The organism is Microbacterium sp. (assembly GCF_036277215.1).
Lineage (GTDB): Bacteria > Actinomycetota > Actinomycetes > Actinomycetales > Microbacteriaceae > Microbacterium.
This window is the reverse complement of the sequence record NZ_DASUNI010000082.1, coordinates 1-25,666: the sequence shown is the minus strand read 5'-3', so window position 1 is coordinate 25,666 and position 25,666 is coordinate 1. Positions and strand designations below refer to the sequence as shown.

General features: G+C 69.3%; 31 protein-coding genes and 1 pseudogene. 21 read left to right on the top strand and 11 right to left on the bottom strand.

The window, feature by feature from the left end:
- The 3 genes from VFX99_RS04120 to VFX99_RS04110 form a co-directional block, all read right to left on the bottom strand.
- Nucleotides 1-267 (bottom strand): FAD-dependent oxidoreductase (locus VFX99_RS04120; RefSeq protein ID WP_329665050.1); only part of this gene is annotated, 267 nt, incomplete at its 3' end.
- A complete protein-coding gene (locus tag VFX99_RS04115) occupies nucleotides 264-794 on the bottom strand; it encodes an SRPBCC family protein (protein ID WP_329665049.1) in 531 nt (176 codons plus the stop codon). The genes VFX99_RS04115 and VFX99_RS04120, both read right to left, overlap by 4 nt.
- Before the next feature lie 106 nt (nucleotides 795-900).
- Nucleotides 901-2,385 carry a lipase maturation factor family protein gene (locus VFX99_RS04110; protein WP_329665048.1) on the bottom strand — a complete coding sequence of 495 codons (1,485 nt, stop codon included), beginning with the start codon at nucleotides 2,383-2,385 and terminating at the stop codon, nucleotides 901-903.
- Nucleotides 2,386-2,508: 123 nt separating this feature from the next.
- Between VFX99_RS04110 and VFX99_RS04105 the strand changes: the two genes are divergently transcribed.
- From VFX99_RS04105 to VFX99_RS04085, 5 genes are all read left to right on the top strand, one after another.
- Nucleotides 2,509-3,216, top strand: a complete 708-nt coding sequence (locus tag VFX99_RS04105) for a GAF and ANTAR domain-containing protein (protein ID WP_329665047.1) — start codon at nucleotides 2,509-2,511, stop codon at nucleotides 3,214-3,216.
- The gene (locus tag VFX99_RS04100) at nucleotides 3,213-3,926 is read left to right on the top strand and encodes a GAF and ANTAR domain-containing protein (RefSeq protein ID WP_329665046.1); all 714 of its coding nucleotides are present in this window, start codon (nucleotides 3,213-3,215) and stop codon (nucleotides 3,924-3,926) included. Before VFX99_RS04105 ends, VFX99_RS04100 begins: the two co-directional genes overlap by 4 nt.
- A gap of 90 nt (nucleotides 3,927-4,016) precedes the next feature.
- On the top strand, nucleotides 4,017-4,367 hold the full coding sequence (locus VFX99_RS04095; RefSeq protein WP_329665045.1) for a hypothetical protein: 351 nt from the start codon (nucleotides 4,017-4,019) through the stop codon (nucleotides 4,365-4,367).
- A 317-nt stretch (nucleotides 4,368-4,684) separates the two neighbouring features.
- On the top strand, nucleotides 4,685-5,410 hold the full coding sequence (locus VFX99_RS04090) for a histidine phosphatase family protein (RefSeq protein WP_329665044.1): 726 nt from the start codon (nucleotides 4,685-4,687) through the stop codon (nucleotides 5,408-5,410).
- A 4-nt stretch (nucleotides 5,411-5,414) separates the two neighbouring features.
- Nucleotides 5,415-6,239 (top strand): ADP/ATP-dependent (S)-NAD(P)H-hydrate dehydratase, encoded by an 825-nt coding sequence (locus VFX99_RS04085; protein WP_329665043.1) that lies wholly within the window; start codon nucleotides 5,415-5,417, stop codon nucleotides 6,237-6,239.
- A 6-nt stretch (nucleotides 6,240-6,245) separates the two neighbouring features.
- On the opposite strand, the gene VFX99_RS04080 is transcribed toward VFX99_RS04085, so the two are convergent.
- The 4 genes from VFX99_RS04080 to VFX99_RS04065 all read right to left on the bottom strand — a co-directional run bounded on the left by VFX99_RS04080 (nucleotide 6,246) and on the right by VFX99_RS04065 (nucleotide 7,684).
- On the bottom strand, nucleotides 6,246-6,530 hold the full coding sequence (locus VFX99_RS04080; RefSeq protein ID WP_329665042.1) for a hypothetical protein: 285 nt from the start codon (nucleotides 6,528-6,530) through the stop codon (nucleotides 6,246-6,248).
- 9 nt (nucleotides 6,531-6,539) lie between these two features.
- On the bottom strand, nucleotides 6,540-6,689 hold the full coding sequence (locus tag VFX99_RS04075) for a hypothetical protein (RefSeq protein WP_329665041.1): 150 nt from the start codon (nucleotides 6,687-6,689) through the stop codon (nucleotides 6,540-6,542).
- Nucleotides 6,690-6,888: 199 nt separating this feature from the next.
- Nucleotides 6,889-7,068: a hypothetical protein gene (locus VFX99_RS04070; RefSeq protein ID WP_329665040.1), complete on the bottom strand. Its 180-nt coding sequence runs from the start codon at nucleotides 7,066-7,068 to the stop codon at nucleotides 6,889-6,891.
- Between the two features lie 151 nt (nucleotides 7,069-7,219).
- Nucleotides 7,220-7,684: an SRPBCC domain-containing protein gene (locus VFX99_RS04065; RefSeq protein ID WP_329665039.1), complete on the bottom strand. Its 465-nt coding sequence runs from the start codon at nucleotides 7,682-7,684 to the stop codon at nucleotides 7,220-7,222.
- Between the two features lie 175 nt (nucleotides 7,685-7,859).
- Here VFX99_RS04065 and VFX99_RS04060 point away from each other — a divergent pair, with 175 nt between their 5' ends.
- Complete coding sequence (locus VFX99_RS04060; RefSeq protein ID WP_329665038.1) at nucleotides 7,860-8,030, top strand: CsbD family protein; 171 nt, start codon at nucleotides 7,860-7,862, stop codon at nucleotides 8,028-8,030.
- A gap of 55 nt (nucleotides 8,031-8,085) precedes the next feature.
- On the opposite strand, the gene VFX99_RS04055 is transcribed toward VFX99_RS04060, so the two are convergent.
- Nucleotides 8,086-9,249 carry an epoxide hydrolase family protein gene (locus VFX99_RS04055; protein ID WP_329665037.1) on the bottom strand — a complete coding sequence of 388 codons (1,164 nt, stop codon included), beginning with the start codon at nucleotides 9,247-9,249 and terminating at the stop codon, nucleotides 8,086-8,088.
- Nucleotides 9,250-9,294: 45 nt separating this feature from the next.
- On the opposite strand from VFX99_RS04055, the gene merB reads away from it, so the two are divergent.
- The 3 genes from merB to VFX99_RS04040 all read left to right on the top strand — a co-directional run bounded on the left by merB (nucleotide 9,295) and on the right by VFX99_RS04040 (nucleotide 11,795).
- On the top strand, nucleotides 9,295-9,969 hold the full coding sequence (gene merB, locus VFX99_RS04050) for an organomercurial lyase (RefSeq protein ID WP_329665036.1): 675 nt from the start codon (nucleotides 9,295-9,297) through the stop codon (nucleotides 9,967-9,969).
- Nucleotides 9,970-10,065: 96 nt separating this feature from the next.
- Complete coding sequence (locus VFX99_RS04045; RefSeq protein ID WP_329665035.1) at nucleotides 10,066-10,437, top strand: PadR family transcriptional regulator; 372 nt, start codon at nucleotides 10,066-10,068, stop codon at nucleotides 10,435-10,437.
- 2 nt (nucleotides 10,438-10,439) lie between these two features.
- On the top strand, nucleotides 10,440-11,795 hold the full coding sequence (locus VFX99_RS04040; protein WP_329665034.1) for a permease prefix domain 1-containing protein: 1,356 nt from the start codon (nucleotides 10,440-10,442) through the stop codon (nucleotides 11,793-11,795).
- A 98-nt stretch (nucleotides 11,796-11,893) separates the two neighbouring features.
- Here the strand turns inward: VFX99_RS04040 and VFX99_RS04035 are convergent, their stop codons facing one another.
- Both VFX99_RS04035 and cls read right to left on the bottom strand, forming a co-directional pair.
- A complete protein-coding gene (locus VFX99_RS04035; protein ID WP_329665033.1) occupies nucleotides 11,894-12,277 on the bottom strand; it encodes an SHOCT domain-containing protein in 384 nt (127 codons plus the stop codon).
- Nucleotides 12,278-12,388: 111 nt separating this feature from the next.
- Nucleotides 12,389-13,861, bottom strand: a complete 1,473-nt coding sequence (gene cls / locus VFX99_RS04030; protein ID WP_329665032.1) for a cardiolipin synthase — start codon at nucleotides 13,859-13,861, stop codon at nucleotides 12,389-12,391.
- A gap of 132 nt (nucleotides 13,862-13,993) precedes the next feature.
- On the opposite strand from cls, the gene VFX99_RS04025 reads away from it, so the two are divergent.
- Nucleotides 13,994-14,923: a DUF2510 domain-containing protein gene (locus VFX99_RS04025; protein WP_329665031.1), complete on the top strand. Its 930-nt coding sequence runs from the start codon at nucleotides 13,994-13,996 to the stop codon at nucleotides 14,921-14,923.
- 5 nt (nucleotides 14,924-14,928) lie between these two features.
- Here VFX99_RS04025 and VFX99_RS04020 read toward each other — a convergent pair whose 3' ends face one another.
- Nucleotides 14,929-16,194 carry a glutamyl-tRNA reductase gene (locus VFX99_RS04020; protein WP_414684314.1) on the bottom strand — a complete coding sequence of 422 codons (1,266 nt, stop codon included), beginning with the start codon at nucleotides 16,192-16,194 and terminating at the stop codon, nucleotides 14,929-14,931.
- A gap of 130 nt (nucleotides 16,195-16,324) precedes the next feature.
- Here VFX99_RS04020 and hemE point away from each other — a divergent pair, with 130 nt between their 5' ends.
- The 11 genes and pseudogenes from hemE to VFX99_RS03965 all read left to right on the top strand — a co-directional run.
- Entirely contained in the window at nucleotides 16,325-17,398 is a 1,074-nt protein-coding gene (hemE, locus tag VFX99_RS04015) for a uroporphyrinogen decarboxylase (protein WP_329665029.1), read from the top strand.
- A gap of 1 nt (nucleotide 17,399) precedes the next feature.
- Entirely contained in the window at nucleotides 17,400-18,716 is a 1,317-nt protein-coding gene (locus VFX99_RS04010; protein ID WP_329665028.1) for a protoporphyrinogen/coproporphyrinogen oxidase, read from the top strand.
- Between the two features lie 2 nt (nucleotides 18,717-18,718).
- Nucleotides 18,719-19,393: a hydrogen peroxide-dependent heme synthase gene (gene hemQ, locus VFX99_RS04005; protein WP_329665027.1), complete on the top strand. Its 675-nt coding sequence runs from the start codon at nucleotides 18,719-18,721 to the stop codon at nucleotides 19,391-19,393.
- The gene (locus tag VFX99_RS04000) at nucleotides 19,390-20,571 is read left to right on the top strand and encodes a ferrochelatase (protein ID WP_329665026.1); all 1,182 of its coding nucleotides are present in this window, start codon (nucleotides 19,390-19,392) and stop codon (nucleotides 20,569-20,571) included. Before hemQ ends, VFX99_RS04000 begins: the two co-directional genes overlap by 4 nt.
- A complete protein-coding gene (gene hemC, locus VFX99_RS03995; RefSeq protein ID WP_329665025.1) occupies nucleotides 20,568-21,515 on the top strand; it encodes a hydroxymethylbilane synthase in 948 nt (315 codons plus the stop codon). The genes VFX99_RS04000 and hemC overlap by 4 nt, the downstream gene beginning before the upstream one ends.
- 20 nt (nucleotides 21,516-21,535) lie before the next feature.
- A complete protein-coding gene (hemB, locus tag VFX99_RS03990; protein WP_329665024.1) occupies nucleotides 21,536-22,540 on the top strand; it encodes a porphobilinogen synthase in 1,005 nt (334 codons plus the stop codon).
- The gene (gene hemL / locus VFX99_RS03985; RefSeq protein WP_329665023.1) at nucleotides 22,537-23,874 is read left to right on the top strand and encodes a glutamate-1-semialdehyde 2,1-aminomutase; all 1,338 of its coding nucleotides are present in this window, start codon (nucleotides 22,537-22,539) and stop codon (nucleotides 23,872-23,874) included. The genes hemB and hemL overlap by 4 nt, the downstream gene beginning before the upstream one ends.
- 4 nt (nucleotides 23,875-23,878) lie before the next feature.
- A complete protein-coding gene (locus tag VFX99_RS03980) occupies nucleotides 23,879-24,670 on the top strand; it encodes a sulfite exporter TauE/SafE family protein (protein ID WP_329665022.1) in 792 nt (263 codons plus the stop codon).
- 37 nt (nucleotides 24,671-24,707) lie between these two features.
- On the top strand, nucleotides 24,708-25,154 hold the full coding sequence (locus VFX99_RS03975; RefSeq protein ID WP_329665021.1) for an FAS1-like dehydratase domain-containing protein: 447 nt from the start codon (nucleotides 24,708-24,710) through the stop codon (nucleotides 25,152-25,154).
- The gene (locus tag VFX99_RS03970) at nucleotides 25,151-25,549 is read left to right on the top strand and encodes a MaoC/PaaZ C-terminal domain-containing protein (RefSeq protein WP_329665020.1); all 399 of its coding nucleotides are present in this window, start codon (nucleotides 25,151-25,153) and stop codon (nucleotides 25,547-25,549) included. The genes VFX99_RS03975 and VFX99_RS03970 overlap by 4 nt, the downstream gene beginning before the upstream one ends.
- Before the next feature lie 3 nt (nucleotides 25,550-25,552).
- Nucleotides 25,553-25,666, top strand: a pseudogene (locus tag VFX99_RS03965) (UDP-N-acetylenolpyruvoylglucosamine reductase); the annotation flags it as partial.

The following is a 25,666-nucleotide window of genomic DNA, read 5'->3' as shown; positions in this document are numbered from 1 at the left end:
GATCCAACGCAGACCGTGGCGATCGAGCGACAGCCCCCGCATCGCCGGCGAGGCGATGCCGAGCGGGTGGATCGCCGAGCACACATCGTGCACGAACCCGGGGAGCGTCAGCTCGGCACTCGCCGATCCGCCGCCCGGCGTCGCGGCCCGTTCGAACACCGTCACGCGCACGCCGGCGCGCGCGAGCGTGACTGCGGCGGCCAGTCCGTTCGGTCCCGAACCCACGACGACGGCGTCGGTGGCGGATCGCCGTCGGCGCGCGCTCACGAGCCGACCGCACCCGGCGGCGGTGCGTCGTCCGTTCTCGTCTCGATGTCGGGGCTCTCACCGAACTCGCCGCCCGCACTCGCGGATCCGTTCCGCATGCCCTCCGCGAGGTACGCGAGGCGCTGCAGGGTCTCGGTGTTGCGCCAGTGCAGCAGCAGGTCGCGGATCGGCGACGGGATGAGCAGCGCGGGACCGGTCACCGCCTCCTCCTGCAGGCGCACCAGGCAGGCGTTCGGGCCCTGCGCGCGGACGTCGAGTGTCACGCGGGCCTCTCCGATGGGCCAGCCCCGCGCCTGCATGACCATCCGGTGCGGCGGATCCCACCGAAGGCTCACCGTGACGTCGTCGATCAGCATCGGCCAGACGCCGAAGGAGTGGTGCACCCGGGTGCCGGTCTGCGGCCAGCCCGAGTCGACCGCCCGCATGCGCGACGCCCCCACCACCCACGCCGGATAGAGCCATCCGTCCGCCAGCACCGCGAACACGTCTTCCGGGCTGCACGCCAGCCGCCTGACATTCCGTGACATAAGCCGCTCCCGCCTGCTTCTCCGCCCAAGAGCCAGGCTAGGGGCCCCCGGCATCAGGTCTGCAGGGGTTGTCGCGGCGCCGTTCGTGTGGCAGTCAGCAGCCACGTCACCGGCGCAGGCCCGCCGGACCGATCAGGATGCGGCGACGGTCGCGCACCCAGCGCACTCGGTCGGCGCGATACTCCGCACGCGTCGCGAACCGATAGCGGTACGACACCGCGCGCACCCACCGCGGCCGCTCGCCGCCGAACGGGTCGTGCCGCAGCAGCGCCAAGGTCGGCCGGTCGGCCTCCAGCAGCCGGGCCAGGAAGGTCGTGAACCACTCGTGCAACGGCGCGCCGAGCGGCAGGAACCACATCAGCCAGTCGAGGCGCAGGTGGTACGGCGCGAACTGACGGGGGATGCGGTGCAGATCACCGGGCTTGCCCTTGAACTCGTACTCCTGCCAGGTGGCGGCATCCGGGTCATCGTCGGTGGTGCCCTCCACGACGTACTCGATCCGCTCCTTCGTGACCGTTCCGAAGGCTCCGTATGCATTCGCGAGCTGCCACCGGTTGAAACTGGCGTTCATCAGCTGCCGGTGTGCGAAGAGGTTGCGCAGCGCCGGCCAGCTGATGACGACGTAGACGAAGCCGACCGCTGACGTGACGATCAGCCATGCCACCGGCAGACCGTCGATCAGCCAGGGCGGGTCGGATGCCGCAGCCGCGGATTCGGCGCCGATTCCGGGCAGGCCGATCGCAGAGAAGGCGAGCACGATCGTCGCCCAGTTGAGCCAGGCGAAATTGCCCGTGAGGACCAGCCACACCTGAGTAGCGATCACGATCGCCGCCGCGATCGCGCCGACGATCGCCGGCGCCGGCCCCGGCACCCACAGGCCGAGGATCGGCGCAAAGAGGAAGAAGGGCACGATCAGCTGGGCGAAGTGGTTGCCGATCACCTCGAGCTTGTGGAACCAGCGCGGAAGCAGGTGTGCCTGTCTGCTGAGCGGACCCGGCATCGGCTGCGTCTCGTGGTGGTACGTCAGTGCCGTGAGGTCACGCCACTCCCGACCGCCCCGGATCTTGATCATGCCCGCGCCGAACTCGAGCCGGAACAGCAGCCACCAGAACAGCACGAGGACCACGGTCGGGGGCGGCTGGTCGTCCGACCCGAGAAGGGCGGCGAGGAATCCCGCCTCCAGAAGCAGCATCTCCCAGCCGAAGCCGTAGAACGTCTGTCCGATGCTGGAGATCGACATGTAGCCGAGCCACAACAGGAGGAAGCACGCCATCGGCACCCACGGCACGCTCAGCTGCGGCAGCCCGGCAACGAGAGCAACAGACAGCACGATGCCGAACCAGCAGAGCGCCGCCAGCGCGCGGTCTGAGTATGTGATCCAGCGGAAGACGGTCGGCCGCAGCATCCGGCGCCGTGACCGCGTCGAAAGCGCCCAGTCGAGCAGTTCCGGAGCGGGCAGCAGACCGTGCTCGCCCAGCAGCGGTCGGAACTGGTTCAACGACGACACGAACGCGACGAGATACAGGGCTGCGATGCCGCGCTGGAGCGCCTGGCGCGCGAACTCGAAGTCGACTGCCGCGAAGCCGTCCATGCTCGCCACGGTACCCGCGTCGTAGCGCGAGATGCAGCCCATTTCGGCGCGGAAACACAGCAGGTCACGTCCGGAGAACGGGCGACAGGAGTAGCGTCTTATTGATGAGATGGATGGCATCCCATGGCTGATTTCTTCGCTGCCGCATTGGGAGAGGTGGACCGGGCTCCCGACCCGCCGCGCGCCTTCTGCGAAGTCTTCAGAAACGTCTTCCCGGTCTCGGGTGCGGCGGTCTCGACCCTCGGCGAAGTGATGGGCAGCGAGACGCTGGCCGCAAGCAGCACCCAGGCGGCGCGGCTCGACGAGCTGCAGTTCGATCTCGGCGAGGGCCCCTGCTGGGATGCGATGACCACGGGCAAACCGGTGCTGCAACCCGACATCGCCGGGAGCGGGCGTACGCGATGGCCCTCCTTCTCCGATTCACTCGCCTCGGAGGGGGTCAGCTCGGTCTTCGCCTTCCCGCTGGGCGTCGGCCCGCTCCGGTTCGGGGCGATCGACCTGTATTCGATCGATCGGGTGCTTCTCGATGACACCCAGACGCGGCACGCCACCGCGATGGCGGATGTCGTCAGCAGACACGTCCTGCGGCGCGCGATCGCCTCGGTGGGGATCGAGCCGGATGACAGCGGGAGCGCGTTCTCACGCCGACTGGTGCATCAGGCCACCGGGATGGTGCTGGCGCAGATCAATGTGAGCGCGGATGATGCGCTGCTCGTGATCGAGGGACACGCCTTCGCAGCCGGCAGACCGATGATGGAGGTCGCCCAGGAGATCATCGGAGGCCGGCTCCGGTTCTCCCGCCGAGCAGGACGAATCGAGGTGGATCGATGAACCAGATGACCCGCGAGGCGAGACTGCTGCAGACTTTCGCAACGCTCGCGGACACCCTCGTCGACGACTACGACCTCGTCGAGCTGCTGCAGTTCCTCGTCGACACCTGTCGCGACGTCCTCGAGATGTCGGCCGCCGGAATCCTGCTCGCTGACTCCCGCGGACAGCTCGAAGTGGTGGCCTCCACGAGCGAGGCGAGCATGCTCGTGGAGATGATGCAGCTGAGCGCCGAGGCGGGGCCGTGTGTGGAGAGCTTCCGCACGGGCCGTGCGATCGAGGTGCCCGATATCGCCGAGTCGCCTCCGGAATGGGCGGAGTTCCGGGGCAGCGCACTCGGTCAGGGGTTCCATTCCGTGGACGCGCTCCCCCTCCGACTGCGCGACGTGACCATCGGAACGCTGAACCTCATGCGAACGACCGTGGGGCCCGCCCCCGCCGAGGATGTCGTGGCGGCTCAGGCATTCGCCGACGTCGCCACGATCGGGATCCTGCACGAGCGATCGCTTCGCGAGAGCGAGCTGCTCAGCTCGCAGCTGCAGGCGGCGCTGAACAGCCGAGTGGTCATCGAGCAGGCGAAGGGCGTCGTCTCCCAGGTCCGCGGAATCCCGATCGACGAGGCGTTCGATCTGATGCGCGACTACGCACGAGCGCACCAGATGCGGCTCAGCCTCGTCGCCTCGAGCCTGGTGGATCGCTCGATCAGTCTGTAACACCCCTGTCGGTTAACGCCCATTGGGGTTAGCATGGCTGCGTCACCCCGGACCCCGGTGGCGCTCGATGAACCGAGCGGGGGTTCCGGCATGAAGACCATCCACACCTCGCACGGCTCCTTCGCGACCGGAGCGGAGATTGCCGATGCGGTGACGGAATACGCACTCGCACTCGCCCGCGCCCGAATGCTGGACGTGGTGAACATCCCGTTCGTCGCCGACGACGGGTCTGTGCAGAGAGTCCAGATCCGGATCGGCTGGCTCATCGACACCGTCGTCACGTCCGAAGAGCTCCCCGGGGACGATCTCCTCGAGGTCGACACGATCCTGTCGATCCTGTCCCGAACCCACGCGCTCAGGGTGCTCCCCGCCCCGGCGCTTTCGGGCCAGAGGGTCGGTCATTACGCCTCGTATGACGTCAACTGGGACGAGGTCATCTAGCACCTCGCCCACCCGGGGCACGCCGCCGACTGTCACCCGCCAAGATCCCCCCAGCAGCGGGTGGCGGTCGGCAGGCTCTCGCACGCGACGCCGCGGGAACGCCGGTCAGCCGCTGTCGAACTCGGTGTGCTCCGCGCGGCTGGGGTTGATCTCCGCGGATGGGCGCAGACGACGGATCCGCACGTCGAGGTCGGCGCTTCAGCGCTGCGGGGTTCGCGCGCGCGTTGCCCATCGGCGCTGGGTACCGCGGCCGATCGTCTGGCAGGTCCGGATGTCAAGAGGTTCCCCGCCGGCGTGCGAGGTCATAGCCTGACGGGATGGCGCTCACCGAACTGTGGCTGGTCCGACACGGCGAGAGTATTGCGAACTCGGCGGCCTCGAGGGCCGAGCTCGAGGGACTGGACCGGATCCCGATCGACATCCGTGACGCCGACGTGCCGCTGTCGGCAATCGGCGAGGAGCAGGCCGACGCGCTCGGCACGTGGATGGGCAACCACGATGACCCGATCGACATGTTCTGGGTGTCGCCGTACCTGCGAGCACGGCAGACGCTGGCGATGGCGCTCGCCGGGAGCGGGTCCGCATCGACCGCCACCGTTGACGAACGCCTCCGCGATCGCGAGCTGGGCGTGCTGGATCTGCTGACCACGCACGGCGTCGCCCGATACCAGCCGGCGGAAGCGGAACGCCGACGCCATCTGGGCAAGTTCTACCACCGCCCTCCCGGCGGGGAGTCCTGGGCGGATGTCGCGCTGCGACTGCGTTCCTTCCTGCATGATGCGCTGAACACGCCGGGCAGCACCGGATTGATCGTGGCGCACGACGCGGTGGTGATGCTGTTCCTCTACTTGCTGCTGCCGATGGAGGAGTCGGAGCTCCTCGAGTTCGCGGCGGCGAACACCGTTCTCAACGCATCCGTGACCCACATCGTCCGCAGCGATGAGGGCTGGCGGTTGGCGCAATTCTCGGAGGTGGGGCACCTGCAACGTGAGGGTGCGCCCGTCACCGTGCATCCGGGAGGCCCCGATGTCGAACCCGAGTGAGCCGGTGACTCCTGACCTTCTGCGGGCGTGGGGCCTGCCCGATCCGGGTGATTCGAAGAAAGCGCGCGGTCAAGTGATCGTCGTCGGCGGCTCTCGGCGGTCGCCTGGCGCGGTTCTGCTCGCCGGGGAAGCCACTCTGCGTGTGGGCGCCGGGCGCCTCGGCCTGATGGTGCCCGGATCGATCGAGGCTCAGCTCGGTGTTGTGATTCCCGAGGCGGCGGTCTTCGCTCTGCCGCCGCGTGCGTCCGATTCGCTCGCCCAGGATCTGATCGACGGGCTCGAAGCAGCGGATGCCGTGCTGGTCGGCCCCGGATTCGACGATCCCGACGAGACGCGTGCCACGCTCCTCGCCGTTGCGGAGGCGAAGATCCGCTGCCTCATCCTGGATGCGTTCGCGCTCGGCATCCTGCCCGATGTCGCCCGCAGGGAGCTTCCTGAGGCGCTCATCCTCAATCCGAACCAGGAAGAGGCCGCGATCCTCCTCGGCCGCGAGGTGGACGAAGGTGATCCCGCCGCGGACATGGTGGCGATCGCGGAGCGTTTCGAGGCGGTCGTGAACTGCTACGGCCTCGTCGCGACGGCCGACGGAGCCACCTGGCAGGTGAAAGAGGGAGGCGCCGGGCTGGGAACGTCCGGCAGCGGCGACGTGCTGGCGGGAGCGATCAGCGGGTTCGCCGCACGCGGCGTGGAGGCGTCCCGCGCGGCCGTCTGGGGAAGCTGGACGCACGCCCGCGCGGGCGACCGGCTGACCGAGCGCGTGGGCCTCGGCTTTCTCGCCCGTGAGCTTCCGGCCGAACTCACCGCGGCGGTCGCGGAGATAAGCGGCTGATCTTTTCTACCGCTGGCGGCCGGCCGGCGGGAAGTGGGGGATCGGCACGGGCTTCGTGCTCCCGCGTTGACGGTCCTTCCAGACCTGCAGGTCGGCGACCGCGTCCTCGGGGGTCGAATAGCGCGCGGGAAGCGGTATGTAGTCGACCCAGGCGACTTCGAAATCGTCGTCGTCGGTCAGGGCGATCTGCGCGATGACGTCCGAGGCGTCACGCCGACGACCGTGGTCGCGGATCACCCAGTTCCTACCGCCGAGTCTCTGGAGGACGAATCGCTGCGAAGTGTCAGCCATGTGCCCGACCTACAGTTCTTCGATCTTGCCCTGTCGCCGCATCTCGGCGATCAGTTCGTCCTCGAAGTCGTCGGCGTCGTCGCGCAGTTCCTGTGTTGCAACGGGGTCCAGCCAGGGAGGTCGATCCTCCACCCGGTAGTGCGTCCGATTGTTTCTCACCGCACTCATCTCCTTTGATCAGCTGGTGCGCGGCGAGGGCACCCTCAGGATGAACTCTCCCTCTGAGTGTGCGCCGACCGCGCGGGGGTTGACAAGCGCCCTGCGAGGGTTCCCGGTGATTTGCCGGGACGTATCGAACTCCGGAGAGGGGCCCGCTGTCCATACGCGCACGAAGACGCGCGGACCCCCGTCCGGTGAATCACCGATCTTCGTCGCCGTCGTCAGCGCCGGCCGCGAGGCGATCGGCTTCCGCGGAGTCCACGAGGTCGTCGTCGGCGTCCGGATCGAGTACGCGATGACCGTCGATCCTCTTGGTCGGGTCCGCCGGATCGAGCGTGCCGTCGTCGCGTCCCGAGACCGGGAACGGATTGTTCGACATCATCGTCGCCTTTCTGTCCAAGAGACGGCACGACCGTACGGCGGTGCATCGCACGCCGCATACGGGGTTGACTTGGGAAGAAAGGAGGACTAGCTGTCCGGTTGGAGGTAGCGCCGAGATGGCGACCTCAGCCCGCAAGGCGAGGGATGGTCTATCCGGTACTCGGGAGGCGGTCCGACGGCGCATCCCCGCGCTTCTCGACGGCCGCTTTGAGCCCCTCGAGCATGGTCCGCCAGTTGTCGGCGGAGTGTTCGGCCGCCTCCGCGCTGTCGTTGTTGTCCTGTTGAAGCGTGACCTGGGTGGCGTCCCCCACTTCGGTGAGCGTGTAGGTGAGGGTGTGGTGATTCGCGGGAGCGTCCGGTTTGCCGCCGAGGGGACTGAAGTGCGTGTGCCGCAGCAGTCGAGGACGCCGGACCTCGAGGATCTCGCCATGATCCTCGTACGATTTCCCCTCGTACTCGCCGGCCCACGTGATCGGACTGCCCACCGCCCAGTCGGTGGTCACCGTCGTGCCGAAGTAGTACTCCTTGATCCGGTCCGGATCGGTGAGCGCCTCCCACACCTCGTCCGGCGTGGCTTCCACCCTGATCGACGCCGTTGCGATGTCGCCTGTCATGCCCTCTGTCTATTACGGGGCAGGGCGCGGGTCAACGGGTCTGCCCGCCGAGGATCCGCGGCGTGTGGCACTCGCCGGCGGATCCGTCAACCCCTTGTTCGGGCAGCCGCACGGGCGTGGAATCGATCCAGAGTCGCGCAGAACATGTGGCGCGCCGATCATGAAGGAGACGACCATGGGCATGGACGACAAGATCAAGAATGCCGCTCAGGACCTCGCCGGCAAGGGCAAGGAAGCCGTGGGCAAGGCCACCGACAACGAGCGCCTCGAAGCCGAAGGCGACAAGGACCAGGCGGAAGCCAAGGTCAAGAAGGTCGGCGAAGACGTGAAGGACACATTCCGCTAGAGCAGCGACCCGGGCCGGCCGGACCTCACGTCCCGGCCGGCCCTCGTGCGCGCTCTCACCGAGCGGAGTCCCGATAGGGACGGAAGAACTCGCGCAGTTCCTGGGCGTACAGCTGGGGCTGCTCGAACGGCGCGAAGTGACCGCCGCGCTCCGGCTCGGTCGCACGGACGAGGTTCGTGGTCCGCTCGAGCCACGCTCGCGGCGGCCGGAGCATGTCGCCGCGGAAGATCGAGAATCCGGACGGCACCTCCACCCGCCGGGCGAGCTGCTCGGGAGCGATCTTCGCGTTCGCGTGATACATCCGCATGGACGACGCGACGTTGCCGCTCGCCCACGCCTGGGTGAGGAGCGTCAGGATCTCATCCTTGGTGAAGCAGCTCTCGATGTCGCCGTCGCAGTCGCTCCACGATCGCAGCTTCTCGACGATCCACGCTGCGAGGCCGACGGGTGAGTCGGTGAGCCCGAACGCGACCGTCTGGGGCTTGGTGCGGTGGATCGCCGCATACGCACCTTCGGCTGCGGCCCAAGCGGGCCAGCTGTCGCGCCATGTGAGCTCCGCAGCCGTCAAGTCCGACCGATCGCCGGTGTGAACGGGCAGCCCGGCGTCCATGCGGTGCACGGCGACCACTCGGTCGGGAAAGTCCAGTGCGAGATATCGGCTGACATGGCTGCCGATGTCTCCGCCGGCCGTGCCGAAACGCTCGTAATCCAGGTGAGTCATCAGCTGCGACCACAGTCGGGCGACGCCGATCGAGTCCAGGGGCTCGTGCGGCGGGTCGGAGGCGCCGAATCCGGGCATGTCGGGCACGATCACGTCGAACGCGTCGGCCGGATCGCCGCCGTGCGCGCCGGGATCGGTCAACAGGGGAATCACCTTGAGGTACCGCCAGAACGAGTCCGGCCATCCGTGGTTCAGCAGGAGCGGCATCGCCGGCCCGCCAGCGGCGCGCTCATGGACGAAATGGATGCCGATTCCTTCGAGTTCGATGCGGAAATGCCGCAGCCGCGCCACGACGGACTCCTGTGCGGACCAGTCGAAACCGTCCGCCCAGTATTCGGTGAGCTCGCGGAGGTACCGGGCGTCGGTGCCGAGCGACCATCCCGAGCCTTCCGGCGCATCCGGCCATCGCGTCGCTCGCAGTCGACGTCGCAGGTCGTCGATCACCGTCGGATCGGTCCGCGGCGTGTACTGCACGGCATCCTGTCGACCGTCGATCATGGCTGAAGGCTAGTATCAGGCTCGATCTGTGCGAAGGCGGTACTCATGGCCCTCTCGGAATCGGCGGAGCGACTCCGTCTCGCGATCTACCGTGAGCTCGCCGCGACGGGGCGGATCCCGGCGGCGGCTGACATGCCCCGCGACCTCGGTGTCGCGGATGCCGACCTGCAAGGTGACCTCGCGGAGCTGGCCGACGCCCGGCACCTCGTCCTTCGTGACGGAGAGGTCGAGATGGCCCATCCGTTCGCCACCCGTTCGTTCGGATTCTCGGTCATGGGGCCCGAGACGCTCTGGTGGGGAGGATGCGCATGGGATGCGTTCGCGATCCCGCATCTCGTTCCCGGGGCATCCGAGGTGCTCGTCGCAACGACCTGCCCGGCGTGCGGGACTGCCCACGCGTGGGTCGTGACGAACCAGTCGCCGCCGGAGGGCGAGCAGGTGGCGCACTTCCTGGTGCCGGTGCACGACATCTGGCCCGATGCCGCGCACGCATGCGAGAACCAGCTCATCTTCTGTTCGGAAGAGTGCGTGACCGACTGGCTCGGCCGGACCGGCAACGCGCGTGGCTACGTGATGTCGCTCATGACACTGTGGCGACTCGCTCGAGGCTGGTACGAGGGGCGCCTCGACTCGCCGTACGACCGCCGCGATCCCGGCTCCGCGGCCGCCTACTTCCGAGAGGCGGGATTGCGCGGACCATTCTGGGGCATCGACGACTGAGTCTCCGCGAGACGGACTGCACGACGCACTCTGGCGCCGCCGGATACCTTGTGGTTCTATGTACCTTGCAGTTCTAGGTATCACCGGAGGAATTCGATGCACATCGGCAAGGATCTGGTCGCGGCAGCGGCCACCCCGCTGGTTCTCGGCATCCTCGCCGAGGGCGAGTCGTACGGCTACGCGATCCTGCAGCGCGTGGAACAGCTCTCCGAGGGCGAGCTGTCGTGGAGCGACGGAATGCTGTATCCCCTGCTGCACCGACTGGAGCGGCTCGGCTACGTCGAGTCCGCCTGGCACGCCTCGCCCAGCGGCCGCCGCCGCAAGCACTACCTCCTGAGCAACGACGGGCGCTCGGTGCTCGCCGAGCAGCGTCGGCAGTGGGCCGCGGTCAGCAGTGCACTGGAGAAGGTGTGGATGCCGCCCTCCGATTCGACGCGACGACTGGTCGCCAGCCCGGTCAGGGCATGACGATGGCTGAGAAGGAGTCGGCACTCGACGCTCAGATCGCGTCTTGGACGGAGTATCTGCACCGTAGGCGTGCGGTCACGGGCGCGGATGTCGATGAACTCGAAGGCCATCTGCGCGATCAGGTCGACGATCTGGTCGGGTCGGGTTTGAGCGAGGAGGAGGCGTTCTTCGTCGCCATCAAGCGGATCGGCAGCCTTGACGAGGTCTCGCGCGAGTACGCCCGAGAGCACGCCGACCGGCTGTGGAAGCAGCTGGTCATCGACGACACGCCGACTCCGACGCGCCGAACGCGACCGTTGCTGGTCATCTCGACGCTGGCGGTCGGAGCTGCCCTCGCTTTCAAGGCGCCGGCGCTTTTCGGTGTGACCTTCTCGGGCGATCCGGAGTTCTACCTGCTCAACGCCGGTGTCCTCGTGCTGCCGTTCCTCGCGGCGTACTTCGCCTGGACCCGACGCATTCCCGCCGCAATGATGATCGCCGTCGCCGCCGCGTTCGCTCTGACGGCCGTCATCTTGAATGTCTATCCGTTCATGCCACAGGGGATGACGGTATCCCTTGCGGCGGGACACGCGCTGGTGGTCCTCTGGCTCGCGGTCGGGCTCGCCTACGCGGGGGGACAGTGGCGCTCGGACGCCGTCCGCATGGACTTCGTGCGGTTCACGGGGGAGTGGGTCGTCTACTACACGCTGATCGCACTGGGCGGAGCCGTTCTGGTTGCGTTGACGGTGGGCGTCTTCGGTGCGATCGGGTTGGATGCCGGCGCGGTCGTGGAGGAGTGGATCATCCCGTGCGGTGCGGCCGGAGCCGTGATCGTCGCGGCGGGGCTGGTCGAGGCCAAGCAGAGTGTCATCGAGAACATCGCGCCGGTGCTGACGAAGCTGTTCACACCGCTGTTCACCGCGATGCTGCTCGCGTTCGTGGTCGCGGCCCTGATCCAGCGCGACCTGCTCGGGACGAGCCGCGATCTGCTGATCATCTTCGACGTGGTCCTGGTGGTCGTCCTCGGACTGCTGCTCTATTCGCTGTCGGCGCGCAGCCCCGAGAGCAAACCGGGCTGGTTCGAGCGACTCCAGCTGTTGATGGTCTCGAGCGCTCTGGTCGTGGACCTTCTCGTGTTGATCGCAATGGTCGCGAGAATCGGAGCGTTCGGTGTCAGCGCGAACAAGATCGCCTCGCTCGGGCTGAACGTCATCCTGCTCGTCAACCTCGCATGGTCGGCGTACCTGCTCCTCGGCATCCTGCGCGGCACCGCTCGACCCGAGCAACTCGAGAAGTGGCAGATGCGCTACCTGCCGGTCTATCTGGCGTGGGCGCTGATCGTGATGATCCTGTTCCCTCCCGTATTCGGGTTCGAGTAGGCGCGCGTCAGCAAGCCGGGGGTTTGGGGCGGGGCCCCGATAAGCACGGCGGAGCCCCCGCGATCTCGTGATGAGACCGCGGGGGCTCCGGATGCAGGTCAGCTCGCGAGCGCCTTGGCCTTGAGCGAGTCGAACTCCGCCTGGGTGATCGCGCCGGAGTCCAGGAGCTTCTTCGCCGACTCGATCTCGGCAGTCGGGGACGACGACGAACCGGCGACCTGCCGGATGTAGTTGTTGGCCTCCTCCTGAGCCTGCCGGGACTCCGCGATGCGCCGCTCCGTCATGCTCTTGCCGCGCGCGATCAGGTAGATGATCGCCGCCAGGAACGGAAGGAAGATCAGGAAGATGATCCACAGTGCTTTGGCCCAGCCGCTCAGCGAGTGGTCGCGGAAGATGTCGATGATGATGGTGATGAAGATCCAGATGCACGCGATGAGGATGTAGATCCAGAAGATCCACAGCAGGAATTCCCAAAAGTTCACTTCGATCAGCTCTTTTCTTTCGATGGCGGCGAGGTGCGGCCGATGATTGGGCTCAACGTACCGATCGTCGCCTGACACTCGCATCATGCGGGCGGGGTGACTTCTCCCGGATCAGTTCAGGGCCGAAGTCAGCCGCGCGAGGCCGTCGAAGAACGTCGCCTTGCCCGGCTCTCGACGCCATTCCTCGAGGGTGAGCTCGCGGCCGGCATCCCGGTAACCCTGCTCGACCGCACGCATTCCGGCGACGAAGGACTCGCCGCGGACCAGGAGGGAGGACTCGGCGTTGAGGCTGAACGATCGGATGTCCATGTTGCTCGACCCGATGAAGGCGATGTCGTCGTCGACCGAGAGGTGCTTGGCGTGGAGGATGTACGGCGCGGGATACAGGAAGATCCGGACGCCGGCCTCGAGCAGGTCGCTGTAGTACGAGCGCTGTGCGTGGTAGACGAGGCCCTGATCGCCGATCTCCGAGACGAACAGCTGAACCTCGAGTCCCCGCTGGCACGCCGTCGTGATCGCGTAGACCATCGCCTCATCGGGGACGAAGTACGGACTCGTGATGATGACCTTCTCCGTCGCACCGTAGATGAGCGACAGGAACATCCGCAGGTTGTTCTCGGTCGCGTATGCCGGTCCGCTCGGAACCACCTGGCAGACGAGCGCGTCGGCGGACGTGGTGCGGCTCAGCTCGTCGGCGGGCACGTGCTCGGTGTCCAGGAGCAGCTCTCCGGTCTCGATCAGCCAGTCCGAGAGGAAGACCGCATTGACGGATGCCACCACCGGACCTGTCAGGCGCGTCATGAGCTCCTGCCACTGAAGGCCGCGCTTGATGTTCTTCGGCGAATCGTAAGTGCGGGCGATGAGATTCTGCGATCCCATGAATCCGACGCGGCCGTCCACCACCACGAGCTTGCGGTGGTTGCGCAGATCGGGCCGCTGGTACTTGCCCTTCAACGGCATGACGGGCAACATCCACGACCACTTCACTCCGATGCGGTCCAGCTCGGCGAAGGTCTCCTTGCTGCCGGGGATCTTGGCGGACGGCAGGTGGTCGGCCAGGAGCCGCACCGTCACCCCGCGAGCCACGGCGCGCTCCATCGCGGAGAAGAACCCCCGAGTCGTGTCATCCCACGCGACGATGAAGAACTCGACGTGCACGAACGTGGTCGCGGTGTCGATTTCGGCCGCCATCGCGTCGATCGATGCGGTGTAGTCGCCGAGGAGCGTCGCGCTGTTGCCCCCGACGGCGGGCAGCGAGGTGAGCCTCAGGTTCTGGTCCACGACCCGCTGGAACCACACCGGCCACTGCGCCGCCTCCTCAGGCTCGTTGCGACCGGCGACCCGCTCGGTGATGAGCGCGTTGATCCTCGCCTGCTCGTCGCGCCGCTTCTTCGGAAGTCGGAAGCTGCCGATCAGCAGGAACAGCAGAACGCCGACGTACGGCAGCAGGATGATCGCCAGCAGCCATGCCATCGCGGCCGTCGGTTTGCGCCGCTTCGGGATGACGATCAGGGCCGCGATGACGATGACGATGTGCCCCAGAGCAAGCAGGCTCGCGGGAAGGTTGATGCCGAAGATGTCCATTTGCGCGTCACGCTATCGGCTCGCAGGCGCGGCGCGCCTCATCCCGGAAGGACGAAACGGCGCCCGGAAGTGCTCGGATAAGCTCGAATCGCGGCCGGAGTACGAAGGTCTCCGCGCGAGAGGGACGATCGCATGAGCACGAGACCACCCGGCTGGTACGACGACGGGCGCGGAGCCCTGAGATGGTGGGACGGCACGCAGTGGACCGAGCACGTGCAGACGCCGGATGCCGAATCCGACGTGAACGACGAGTCCGCGGACTCCGACCTCGAGCCGGCCGCGCCCGAGGCGGCGCAGCCGTCCGCGTACGACGACCCGGCCGAATCCATCGACTCGCTCTTCGCGCCGGCCGGTGCATCTGAGGCTTCCGGCGCGGCCGACAAGTCCGCCGCCGCCGCGTCCGGCCCGGAGTGGGCGACCGACGTCGGAGTGGCATCGCCCGCGGCATCCTTCGGCGTCACCGCGCCGGAGGGCGGTTCGAGCCCGTCCGCGCCGCCGGGTTATCCCGGGGGCTTCCAGGGCGGTCCCGCTCCGTCCGGAGCGTTCATCGCGGCCACCGAGCCGAAGAAGTCGCGGCTTTGGATCATCTGGGTCCTGGCCGGCATCGTGCTGCTCGGCCTCGTGATCCTCGCCACGATCCTGATCCCGGTTCTGATCGGCCTGTTCGGCGCGTCCAACGCCGAGGAGGATGCCGCGGTGGCGGCCGTCGAGCTGTACGACGAAGCGTGGCGGGAGAACGACTGCGACAAGTTCTTCGCGGCGACGACTGAGGGCAACCGCGCGGCCCTCCAGCCGCCCCTCACGGACTGCGAGACATTCGCCGCGGCTTCGCAGGGATTCATCGACTCCGTCCAGAATTACGAGGTCACCGTGAACGCCGTCCAGCAGGACGACGACCAGGTCACGGTTCAGACTACGGAGACTTACGACTCCTTCTTCGACGCCGAAGGCAACCCGACCGAGGTCGCCACGCCGGTTGTAGACCGCTACATCTACATCGTGGTCCCCTCAGGCGACGGCTGGGCGATCGACCAGTCCTACCAGGCACCGCCCGCGCAGTGACCGGATCAGGCCCGTCCGGTCTCGGCCGACGAGTCCGAATCGTCCATCGGCCGGCGGAGCGGTGTGACCGAGCCACCCAGTGACACCGGCTCGATGCCGAAGACCGCTGCCAGACCGGCCTCGAAATGACCGACGCGGCCGCCCGCGGCCAGAGCGCGGGCGCGCTGCGTGGGATCGTGCAGCAGAGCTCCGGCGAAGTGGCGAAGTGCCTCGGTGACGGCGGCGGTCTGCTCGGGTGAGGCGGACTTCGACGAGAGCCGAGCCAGCTCGCTGTCCAGGGCGTCGAAGACGTGGCTACGGAGCGCGACGATGGCGGGCGCCGCTGCCTGTTCGGCGGCGAAGGCTTCTGCAGCGGACGAGACGAGTTCACGAGCCGTCGCGTCGGGCGCCAGTTTCGGCAGCCTCGCGTGGGTGGCGATGAGCTCGAGATCCATCAGCTCGACGCCCGGCAGCCTCCCCACGGCCGGGTCGACGTTCCGCGGCAGGCCGAGGTCGATGATCGTCCGGCGCGCCGTGTCGGGGATGTCGTCGACGGTCACGGAGTACCTGTTCGTGCACGTGATCACGACCTCGGCGGACGCGATCGCCGCTCGCAGCTCGTCTTCGGCGCGTACGCCGTACCGCTCGGCGAACTTCTCGGCACGGCCGGTGAGCGAATACACGGCGAGCTCGGAGACGCCGAGATTGCGGAGGCTCGCGACGGTCGTCGCCGCGTAATTGCCCGTCCCGACGATCAGTGCGCGCGTGCGCCGCCAATCGGTGAGTCGAGTGCCTGCGAGCTGAAGGGCGAACTGCACCAGCGACCGACCCGCCTGCCCGAGCGACGTCGCCGCCCGCACGTCGCGGGAGACCTTTGCGGCCCGCTGGAACGCCGTGTCCAGCTCGGGCGTGGTGGCCCTGGTCTCGCGAGCCGACTCGTATGCGCGGCGAACCTGACCCGCGATCTCCTCTTCGCCGAGAGCGACCGACTCGAGGCCGGAGGTCACCGCGAACAGATGGTGCAGGGCGGGCGCACCGACAAGCACATCGGCTCGGCCGCTCAGGGCATCGCGCGGCAGCTCGGCGGCGCCTGCGAGCGTGCGCAGCGTCGCTTCCGCGACGCTGCTGTCGGCGCCGTGCGGCACATCGAGATAGGCCTCGACCCGGTTGCACGTCGAGACCAGGACGGCGCCGCGAGCCCGTCCGTCGGCGAGAAGGGTCGTCGCAGCGCTCGCGGTCACAGCCTCGGAGAGGCGACCGAGCAGATCGAAATCGGCTGTCCGGTGAGACACGGAAACGCAGAGGAGCACCCCTCCATGGTACGGAACAGTCAGGGGGTACCGCGTCGAAGGCTGTTCGCGAGTTCCGGCGGGGATGACCGCCGCGACCGCGCGGCTCGCGAGCGGTGGGAGGATGGACCATATGTCTTCCCCCGCGTCGCACCCTCTCCGTGACGGTCGGACCGCTGATTCGGCGCTGATCACAGCGCTGCGCGGTCAGCGTCCCGAACGCACGCCGGTCTGGTTCATGCGGCAGGCCGGACGCAGCCTTCCCGAGTACCGCGCGCTGCGCGTGGGAACGGCGATGCTCGACGCCTGCCTCGACCCCGAGCTCGCCAGCGAGATCACGCTCCAGCCGGTCCGGCGGCACAGCGTCGACGCCGCGGTGTTCTTCAGCGACATCGTGATCCCCTTGCGGCTGGCCGGCGTGCCGGTCGAGATCGTCGCGGGCCGCGGCCCCGTGCTCGACTCGCCGATCCGCTCGGCCTCCGACATCCTGCGTCTGCGCCCGATCGACCCGGATGCGCTCGCACCCATCAGGGAGGGCGTGGCGCGCACCGTCGCCGAGCTTGGAAGCACTCCGCTGGTCGGGTTCGCGGGTGCGCCGTTCACGCTCGCGTCGTACCTCGTCGAAGGCGGACCCTCGAAAGACCAGCTGCGCGCTCGCAGCCTGATGGTGTCGGACCCGTCGGCGTGGGCTCAGCTGCTCAACTGGTGCGCCGACGTCTCGGGCGCCTTCCTGCGCGCGCAGGTGGAGGCCGGCGCCAGTGCAGTCCAGCTCTTCGACTCGTGGGTCGGCTCGCTGTCGCGGTCGGACTATCAGCGTCGCGTCGCGCCGCACTCCCGCCGGACCCTGTCCGCCCTCCGCGGGCTGGACATGCCGATCATCCACTTCGGGGTCGGCAGCGGAGACGTGCTGGATCTGATGGCCGGCATCGGTGCGGATGCCGTCGGCGTCGACTGGCGCATCCCGCTCGACGAGGCCTCACGAAGGCTCGGCGGCGACGTGGTCGTGCAGGGCAACATCGATCCGGCGCTGCTGACCGCGCCGTGGGACGTGCTGCGCGCACACGTGCTCGACGTGATGGAGCGGGGCCGTGCCGCTCCGGCACACGTGGTCAACCTCGGTCACGGCGTTCCGCCCGAGACCGACCCGGACGTGCTGACGCGCATCGTGAACCTCGTCCACGAAGCCTCGGTCGGCGTCCCGGCCTGACATGATCCAGCCATCGATGCCGTCGGCATCGCAATCGCCCGCGCGGATCATCGTGATCGGCGCGGGAGTCGCGGGTCTGATCGTGGCGCGGGAGGTCGCGCGAGCCGGCATGCCGGTGACGGTCTTCGAAGCGTCCGACCGCATCGGCGGTCAGCTCGCCTCGGTGCGCATCGCCGGGATCGACGTCGACTCGGCGGCCGAGTCGTTCGCCACGCGGGGCGGAGCGGTCGCGGCACTGGCGACCGAACTCGGACTCGCACACGATCTTGTCCGCCCGCGCGAGTCTCCGGCCTGGCTCATCGGCCGGGGCGGGCGCGCTCGACCGCTGCCCGCCGCGAGCCTCCTCGGCATCCCGGCGGACCCTCGCGCGCCGGACGTCGTACGCGCCATCGGTCCGGTCGCCGCGTGGCGCGCCCGACTCGACGCGGTCCTGCCGCTGCGGCGTCCGGAGTCCTACCCGTCGGTCGGCTCGCTCGTGCGGCGTCGCATGGGGTCGGGTGTGCTGAGGCAGCTCGTGGCGCCGGTCGTCCGGGGGGTCTACTCCATGGCGCCGGATGCGCTCCCTCTCGACCGCGCCTCTCCGGGCATGCGCGACGCCCTGCGCGAGGCCGGCTCGCTCGGCGCGGCGGTGGCGCGACTGCGCGCTGCCGGCCCGGCCGGATCGCAGGTCGCGGGTCTGCGCGGCGGGATGCACCTGCTCGCCACGACACTGGCCGAAGCGGCCGAGTCCGCGGGCGCGCAGATCGTGCTCAGAGCCCGCGTAGCGCGAGCGGACGAGGCCGGCGTGTGGCTCGCCGGAGGCGACCGCGTGCGCGGGCACGTCGTGAGTGCGGCGGCGGCGTCGGCGGGTGCCGCAGTGCGGGAGCGGACGATCACGGTGGCCACCGCTGCCGTCGACGCGGCCGGGCTCCACAGCGCTCCGCGCGGGACCGGTGCCCTGATCGCGGACGGAGTCCGCGGAATGAGCGCACGCGCGCTGACGCACTCGACGGCGAAGTGGCAGTGGCTCGCGGACAACCTGCCGGCGCACCGGCACATCGTGCGGCTCTCGTACGATGAGACACCCGATGATCCCGAGCAGACGGTCGCCGCCGACCTGCGAGCGATCACCGGGGTTCCGATCGACGGGCTCCTCCAGCTCGATGTGCGCACGTGGACGCGCACCCTCCAAGCACAGCCGGTCGCGGCCGGGCTGGATGCCGTCGGGGAGGCGGCTTCCGTCACCGGTCTCGCTTCGATCGTGCCCGCGGCGAGGGCGACGGCTGAGCGACTCAGTGCGAATGTGAGAGCCGCCCGCTCGGGCGGCGCGGAAGGATGACGATGACGAACGACACGCAGGCCCGAGTCGGCTACGCCCTGTGGGCGGTGTTCGCCTGCCCGGCCGGTTTCCGCCCGGCAGGCACCGACACCTCGACGCTGTCCATCGCCATCGACGCGCTCGCCGAGTCGGGAGTGAGCCTGCGCGGCATCTATGACGTGTCCGGCCTGCGTGCGGACGCCGACGTCATGCTGTGGCTGACCGGCGACGACGCCCAGCGACTGCAGGCAGCACTGCGCTCGCTGCGGCGTGCGGCGCCGCTCGCAGAGCTCACCCCGCGGTGGAACGCCCTCGGCGTGCACCGCGACGCCGAATTCACCCGTGACCACGCACCGTCGTTCATGCGCGGGCTCCCGCCCAAGTCCTGGGTGACTGTCTACCCCTTCGTGCGCAGCCTGGACTGGTACATCCTTCCCGAGGACGAGCGTCGCGGAATGCTGGGGGAGCACGGCCGGATGGGCCGCGACTACCCGCAGGTTCAGCCGAACACCGTTGCGGCATTCGCGCTCGGCGACTACGAGTGGATCCTCGCGCTCGAGGCCGACGACCCGATCGACCTGGTCGATCTGATGCGCCACCTCCGGGCCACCGAGGCGCGCCGCCACGTGCGGGAGGAGATCCCGTTCTTCACGGGAAGGCTGATCGGCCTGGACGAGCTGGAGGACGTGCTCGCATGATCGAAACCGAACCCGTTGTGCTCGCGGCCAGTCCGGCCGCGTCGTCCGGACTGCCGCACGTGGAGACCCCGGTCGCGTATGACGGCATCCTGCTCGCGGGGTTCGGCGGCCCCGAGGGGCAGGAGGACGTGATCCCGTTCCTGCGCAATGTCACGCGCGGTCGCGGCATCCCGGACGAAAGGCTCGAAGAGGTGGCCCAGCATTACCGCCACTTCGGAGGAGTCAGCCCCATCAACGCGCAGAATCGTGCGCTCAAGGCGGCGATCGAGGCCGAGCTCGCGGTGCGGGGCATCGACCTGCCGGTGTACTGGGGCAACCGCAACTGGGCGCCGTACCTCGAGGAGGCGGTTCAGGATGCCGCGGCGGACGGCCGCACCACGCTGCTCGCCATCGCCACCAGCGCGTACAGCTCCTACTCCAGCTGCCGTCAGTACCGGGAGGACCTCGCGCGGGTTCTCGACGCGACCGCCCTCGGCGGCACCGTGACGATCGACAAGGTGCGGCAGTTCTTCGACCACCCGGGTTTCGTATCCGCCTTCACGGAGGGCGTGACCTCGGCTGTGCGGAACCTGGTCGACGAGGGCGTTCCCGCGAGCGCCATCCGCGTGCTGTTCTCGACGCACAGCATCCCGACCGCCGACGCCGAGCGATCCGGGCCCCGCGACCGCGACTTCGGTGCGGGCGGGGCGTATGCCGCCCAGCACGAGGCCGTTGCCGGCGTCGTGATGGGGAACGTCGTCGAGGAGGTACCCGCTGCGGTCGACACCGGCTGGGAGCTGGTCTACCAGTCCCGCTCCGGACCGCCGACGCAGCCGTGGCTCGAACCCGACGTCGGCGATGTGATCGCCGGTCTGCCCGCGCGGGGCGTCGAGGCCGTCGTCATCGTGCCGCTCGGATTCGTCAGCGACCACATGGAGGTGCTCTGGGATCTGGACACCGAGGCGATGGACGCCGCTCAGGCCGCCGGTATCCGCGCCGTTCGCACGCCGACACCGGGCGTCGACCGTGCGTTCGTGAGCGGTCTCGTGGATCTCGTCGTCGAGCGCTGCGAGGGGACGCCGGCGGCGGAGCGTCCGCACCTGACTCCGCTCGGGCCCTGGTTCGACGTGTGCCGACCGGGATGCTGCGAGAACGTCCGCGCCGGTTTCAAGCCGGCCGTCTCCGGGGTGGCGCCGTGACCGCGCTGTTCAAGCCGGGAGCATCCATCCGCGTCGGCACGCGCGCGAGCGCGCTCGCCGTCGCGCAGACCTCCGCAGTCGCCGCGCAGCTCGGCGCCTCCGAGCTGGTCACGATCAGCTCGGAGGGCGACCGATCCACCGCGCCACTGGCTTCGATGGGCGGCACGGGGGTGTTCGTCTCCGCGCTGCGCGATGCGCTGCTGGCCGGCGAGGTCGACCTCATCGTGCACTCCTACAAAGACCTTCCTACCGCGCCGGCCGACGGCATCCGGCTCGCCGCCGTGCCTGTTCGAGCGGACCCCCGCGACGCGCTAGCCACGCGCGATGGGGTGACGCTCGCCCGCCTGGCCGCCGGTGCGCGCGTCGGAACCGGTTCACCGCGGCGGCGGGCACAGCTGCTGGCGGCACGGCCCGACCTCGAGGTCGTCGGCATCCGCGGCAACGTCGACACGCGCCTGGGACGGCTCTACGATCCCGACGACGACCGTCGGGTCGACGGCCTGGTGCTCGCGGCCGCCGGCTTGGAGCGGCTCGGGCGGCTCGGCGAGGCCTCCGAACTGCTGCCGATCGAGACGTGGCCCACCGCGCCCGCGCAGGGCGCCCTCGCCCTGGAGATCCGCGAAGACGCCTCGGCCTCGCTCTCCGAGCGCGTCGACTGGGTGGACCACCCTGCGACGCGTACGGCCGCCGCCGCAGAGCGCGGCGTGCTCGCGCGGCTCGAGGCCGGCTGCTCGGCGCCCATCGCCGCGCACGCCTCCGTCGACGGCGGCGTGCTCTGGCTGACCGCGACCGTGTACTCCCCGGACGGGACGAGCGAGATCACGGTCGTCGACACCGAGCCTGTCGACTCCGTCCGGGGGGCCCTCGATCTCGCCGACCGGGTCGCGGCGTCGATGTTGGATCGCGGTGCGGCCGCGCTCGCACCGCTCGGCGGTGCACGATGAACGCACGGGAGAACGCAGCCATGAGCGCATTCGGCGGGCCGGTGCCCGACATCCGTCCCCGCCGCACGCGAGGCACCGAGGCCTGGCGGCGGCTGGTCGCACAGAATCGGCTGCACACCGCCGAGCTGGTGCTGCCGATGTTCGTGCGTGAGGGCGTGCGCGAGCCCGTGCCCATCTCCTCCATGCCCGGCGTCGTGCAGCACACCCTCGACTCGCTCAAGGTCGCGGTCGCCGAAGCCGCACAGGCGGGCGTCGGCGGCGTGATGCTGTTCGGCGTTCCGGAGCACAAGGATGCGATCGGCTCCGGCGCGGACGACCCGGATGGGATCCTCAACGTGGCGACCCGGGTCGCCGTCGCCGAGGCCGGCGACGCGCTGGTGGTGCAGACCGATCTGTGCCTGGACGAATTCACCGATCACGGGCACTGCGGCGTCCTGGACGGCGCGGGCCGCGTCGACAACGACGCCAGCCTCGAACGGTACCGGTCGATGGCGCTCGCACAGGCGTCCGCCGGCTCCGCGCTGCTCGGACTGTCGGGCATGATGGACGGCCAGGTGCGGGCGGTGCGTGACGTGCTCGACGCGAACGGCCACCAGAATGCCGCCATCCTCGGCTACGCCGCCAAGTACGCCTCCGCGCTCTACGGCCCGTTCCGCGAGGCCGTCCAGTCCTCGCTCGAAGGCGACCGGCGCACCTATCAGCTCGACCCGGCCAACTCCCGCGAGGGCGCGCGGGAGGCGGCCATCGACATCGACGAGGGCGCCGATATCGTGATGGTCAAGCCCGCCTCGCTCTATCTCGACGTGCTGGCGCGGGTGGCCGCGGCATCCCCCGTTCCGGTGTGGGCGTATCAGGTCAGCGGCGAGTACTCGATGATCGAAGCGGCAGCCGCGAACGGCTGGATCGACCGCGAGCGGGCCGTGCTCGAGTCGCTCGTCGCGATCCGGCGGGCGGGTGCCGACGCGATCCTCACCTACTGGGCCGTCGAGGCGGCGCGTCTGATCCGCGAAGGGAACCGAGCGTGAGCAACGAGACCGAGTTCGCGCGCGCCCGCGCGGTCATCCCCGGCGGGGTCAACTCGCCCGTCCGCGCCTTCCGCTCGGTCGGCGGTACCCCGCGGTTCCTCGTGTCGGCCCGCGGCCCGTACGTCACGGATGTCGAGGGCCGCGAGTACGTCGACCTCGTCGGCTCGTGGGGTCCCGCATTGCTCGGCCACGCCCACCCCGATGTCGTGAAGGCCGTGCAGGATGCCGCGACCCGTGGACTGTCCTTCGGCGCGACCACGCCGGGCGAAGCGGAGCTCGCCGAACTGCTGCGGGAGCGCACCACGGTGAACGGCACCCGGCTGTTCGACAGCGTCCGCCTCGTCTCGACGGGCACCGAGGCGACCATGACCGCCGTGCGCCTCGCGCGCGGAGCGACCGGGCGCGACCTCGTGATCAAGTTCGCCGGCCACTATCACGGGCACTCCGACGGCCTGCTCGCGGAGTCGGGCTCGGGTGTGGCCACGCTCGGCCTGCCCGGGTCGGCCGGCGTGCCCGCCGATGTGGCGGCCCTGACCATCGTGCTGCCGTACAACGACCTCGCGGCCGTCGAGGCGACGTTCGCCGCTCATCCCGGCCGGGTCGCCGCGATCATCACGGAATCGGCCGGAGCGAACGCCGGAGTGCTGGTGCCGGAGCCCGGTTTCAACCGGGCGCTGTCGCAGCTCACCGTTCGGGAGGGTGCGCTCCTGATCCTCGACGAGGTGCTGACCGGCTTTCGGGTCGGCCCCGCCGGATGGTGGGGTCTGGAGACCGCGCAGGGCGAGGGCGATCCGTGGATCCCCGACCTCGTGACGTTCGGCAAGGTGGTGGGCGGCGGCCTTCCGCTGGCGGCCGTTGCGGGACGCGGCGAGGTCATGGACCTGCTCGCACCCGTCGGCCCGGTGTACCAGGCCGGCACGCTCAGCGGCAATCCGCTGGCCGTCGCGGCGGGACTCGCGACTCTCCGCGGCGCCGATGCCGCCGTGTACGAGCGCATCGACCGGTCGTCTGCGCGACTGTCGGCGGCGGTGGAGGACGCGTTCGCGGCCGAAGGCCTCGAATCCACCGTCTCGCGCGCGGGGAGCCTCTTCTCCCTCGCCTTCCGCGGGGGCGTGGTCCGCAACTACGACGACGCCAAGGCGCAGGACGCGTGGCGCTACGGTCCGTTCTTCACGGCGATGCTGGAGCAGGGCGTGAGTCTTCCGCCCAGTGTGTTCGAGGCATGGTTCCTCTCCGCAGCCCACACCGACCTCGAGCTCGACCGCGTCGTGGCTGCGCTGCCGGCAGCAGTACGGGCGGCGGCGGATACGCCGCGCCCGGAACGGGCAGACTAGGCCCGTGCCCGAAACCGATGCGCCCCGCGGCGCGAAGTTCATCCTCGCCTGCCTCGGCATCGGCCTGCTCGCAGGGCTCCTCTCCGGGCTGTTCGGCGTCGGCGGCGGAACCGTCATCGTGCCGCTGCTGGTTCTGATCCTGAGCTTCGACCAGCGGCTGGCCGCAGGCACGTCGCTCGCGGCGATCGTGCCCACTGCGACGGTGGGCGTGATCTCCTACGCGATCAATGACTCGGTGGCGTGGATCCCCGGGTTGATACTGGCCGCAGGCGCGGTCGTCGGGGCGCAGATCGGCACCTGGCTGCTCCCGCGGGTGCCGCTGCTCGCTCTGCGGTGGAGCTTCATCGGGTTCCTCGTCGCGGTCATCGTCAGCCTGTTCATCGTCATCCCGTCGCGTGAAGCCGGGCTACCGTTGACGTTCCTGTCGATCGCGGGACTCGTCGTGCTGGGCGTCGCGACGGGGATCGTGGCGGGCCTCATCGGCGTCGGCGGGGGCATCGTCGTGGTGCCCGCGCTCATGCTCCTGTTCGGCGCCAGCGACCTGGTCGCCAAGGGCACGTCGCTGTTGATGATGATCCCCACCGCCGTCTCGGGGACGGTCGGAAACGTCCGGCGCGGCAACGTGGATCTCCGGGCCGCCGCGCTCATCGGCGTTGCCGCCTGTACGACGACGGCGCTCGGTGCGTGGATCGCCACCCTCGTCGACCCGTTCTGGGGGAATGTGCTGTTCGCGCTGTTCCTCACCTTCATCGCCGTGCAGCTGGCGGTGCGCACGGTACGAGCCCGCCGCCGGTGACCGTCGGTCGCACAGCGCTGCTCGGTAGGATGGCACGGTGCCAGTGAACCCCGAGCTCGTCGGGCGCGCCTTCCCCCCCACAGCGCCCTACCTTGTCGGCCGCGAGAAGGTGCGCGAGTTCGCTCGCGCCGTCTTCGCGGACGATCCGCAGCATGTCGATCCCGCCGCGGCCCGCGCGCTCGGGTACGCCGACGTCGTCGCCCCGCCGACGTTCGCGATGATCGTGCAGGACCATACGTTGCAGCAACTGCTCGCCGAACCGGATTCGGGCATCGAGCTCGCGCGGGTACTGCATGCGGAGCAGCGTTTCACCTACTCGCGCCCCATCGTCGCCGGGGACGAACTGACCGGCATCCTCTCCGTCACAGGGGTTCGCACCATCGGCGGCAATGCCATGGTCACGAGCGAGGCTGAGATCCGGGATTCCGCGGGCGAGCACGTGGTCACCGCGACATCCATTCTTCTGGTCGGGGAGGAGGGATGACCGCGGTCGGCGACATCGTCGCGGAGCGTTCGGTCCACCTGACCCGCGCGTCCCTCGTGCGGTACGCCGGAGCATCCGGCGACTTCAACCCGATTCACTTCAGCGACCACGTCGCGAGCGCCGTAGGCCTGCCGGGCGTGCTGGCGCACGGCATGCTCACGATGGGCCTGGCAGTGGAGACGATAGTGCCGTGGCTCGGCGACGCGGGCCGGATCCTCGAGTACGGCGTCCGCTTCAAGAACCCCGTCGTCGTCGACCCCGAATCCGGTGCGGAGCTGCGGATCGTCGCGAAGGTCGGCGCGATCGACGCCCGAGGCGCGCGCGTCGACCTCACCGTGACGCACGGTGAGACCACGGTGCTCGTCAAGGCGCACGTTCTGGTCCGCCTGCCCTAGCCGATGCCCGACGTCCCCCCGATCCCGCTCGCGCAGCTGACCACTCTGCGCACCGGCGGAATGCCCGACCGCATGATCGAGGCGCACACCACCGACGAGCTGGTCGACGCGCTGCGC